Annotated in this window: 1 protein-coding gene; it reads right to left on the bottom strand. The window is 52.3% G+C overall.

Annotation, left to right across the window (positions count from 1 at the left end; genetic code table 11):
• The coding region (locus C7B77_RS28955) for a cysteine peptidase family C39 domain-containing protein (RefSeq protein ID WP_106313223.1) at window positions 1–1,727 on the bottom strand (1,727 nt) is incomplete at its 3' end.
• Window positions 1,728–1,954: the final 227 nt, after the last annotated feature.

The following is a 1,954-nucleotide window of genomic DNA, read 5'->3' as shown; positions in this document are numbered from 1 at the left end:
AGAGACAGCGACTGCACCAATGCCGATCGCGAGAGCGTGTCTCTGCGCTGTCCGGCCAGTAGTACTTCACCTTGCCAGGGAGTATAAAGACCCGCGACTAGCTTGGCGATCGTCGATTTGCCCGAACCGCTGCCACCGACTAAAGCGACTCGCTGTCCGGGCTGAAGCTGGAGATTGAAATCGGCGATCGTCGGCGGTGCGACGCGGCTATAGCCAAAGGTGATGTTTCGCAGCTCCAGCGATCCGTCTAGGGGCGTTAGCGGCATAGCAGCAGCCGATCTTGCCGGATCGGATCGTACCTCTGGATCGATCGGATTTTGCAAAACATCATCTAATCGATTCACGTCGCCTGCTAACATCTGGAGCTGACTGCCCAAATCGACCAGCCGCTCGGCAGGAGCCATCAAGCTCTGCATTAAGCTCTGAAATGCCACCAACATCCCAATACTCATGTTGCCCTGCATCACGTACCACCCACCAATAACGATGACCGACAACGAGGTCAGAGCCGAAAGTAACGTCGGCACTAAGTCGAGCAATCGATCGGTCAGCCCCATTTGCTGCTGGGCATTAATGGCTTTGGCATATTGCCCCGACCACCGCGCAAAGAAATCGGCTTCCAATCCAGAAGCTTTGAGGGTTTCTATACTTTGCAATCCAGAAATCGCCACCCCGCTTACCTTGCCCTGTTCTTGAATCAGGCTCATGTTGGCATCCATCCGCCAGCGCGAAACCAATTGGAGGGCAACTAGATTCAGCGCGACAGCCACGATCCCGATCGCGCATAGAGTGAGATTGTATTGCGCCATCACGATCGCATAAAAAACCACCATCACGGCAGAAATAACTGTAGTTGCCAGTTCGCCCGATAGCACCTGCGCGAGTCGATCGTTGAGATGAATCCGACTACTAATTTCGCCTGCATAACGCTGGTCGTAAAAACTCACGGGCAGCCGGAGCAGATGCCAAATAAATTGGCTCGACATGCTCATCGACATTTTGACGTTCATCTGCCGCAAAAACTTGAGCTGAATCAATGTCAAGACTCCTTCGAGCACTGCCATTAAAATCATCCCCAGCACCAATGGTTGCAGCCAATCTTGCCGCTGGGCGACCAATACTTCATCGATAAAAACTTGGGTAAAAACAGGGGCGAGCAGGTTGGGAATCACCAGCAAAAATCCAGCCAGAATGCAGTAAGTCAACACCCCTCGCGAGGCTTGGAGTCGCTGCCAGATGGATTTCCGCAGGTTTGGCTTCATCCCGCCTTTCTGAAAAGTTGGCTCTGGATTGAAGGTTAATACCACGCCAGTGAAGGCGTTATCGAAGGTTTCTAGATCGACAGTTCGCGGCCCAGTCGCCGGATCGTTGATGTAAACTTGCTTTTTGCTCAGACCCTCGACGACGACAAAGTGATTGAAATTCCAAAAGGCGATGCAGGGCAGGTCGATGTCCTGTAGCCCTTCGAGTTCGGCGATTTTAAATCCTTTAGCTGTTAAACCGTACTGTTGTGCCGCAGCTAGAATATTGGCAGCCTTGCTACCGTCGCGCGACACACCACAAGTTATCCGCAGTTCTGCCAACGGGACGATCCGACCGTAGTAGGCGAGGATAATGCCGAGCGCAGCAGCCCCGCACTCGACTGCTTCCATTTGGATGAGGGTGGGGGTGCGTTTGCGGGAACGTCGATGCCAACTGAGTTTGTTAATAGTGTTCGTGCTAATCATCCCGATCCTCCCTCATTCGACTACTTGCAGTGATTTCAGGGGGGTTCGATCTCGATCGCCATCTCCCCAAACGCAGCGGAGTAGATAATAGGGTATTTAATCCGGTAAAGCTAATAAACATCGATCGAACTCCTTGCATCTAAGTAGCTGTTTAAACGGTTGAATTCATCCCTGGCAGCCTGGGCTAATGTGTATAGACAAGTATGGCTGGCTTCGTTTCGAGGTGG

The sequence above is a fragment of the Chamaesiphon polymorphus CCALA 037 genome (assembly GCF_003003845.1).
GTDB classification, from domain to species: Bacteria; Cyanobacteriota; Cyanobacteriia; order Cyanobacteriales; family Chamaesiphonaceae; genus Chamaesiphon; species Chamaesiphon polymorphus.
The sequence above is the reverse complement of the archived record's forward strand: the minus strand, read 5'-3'. Positions and strand labels throughout refer to the sequence as shown.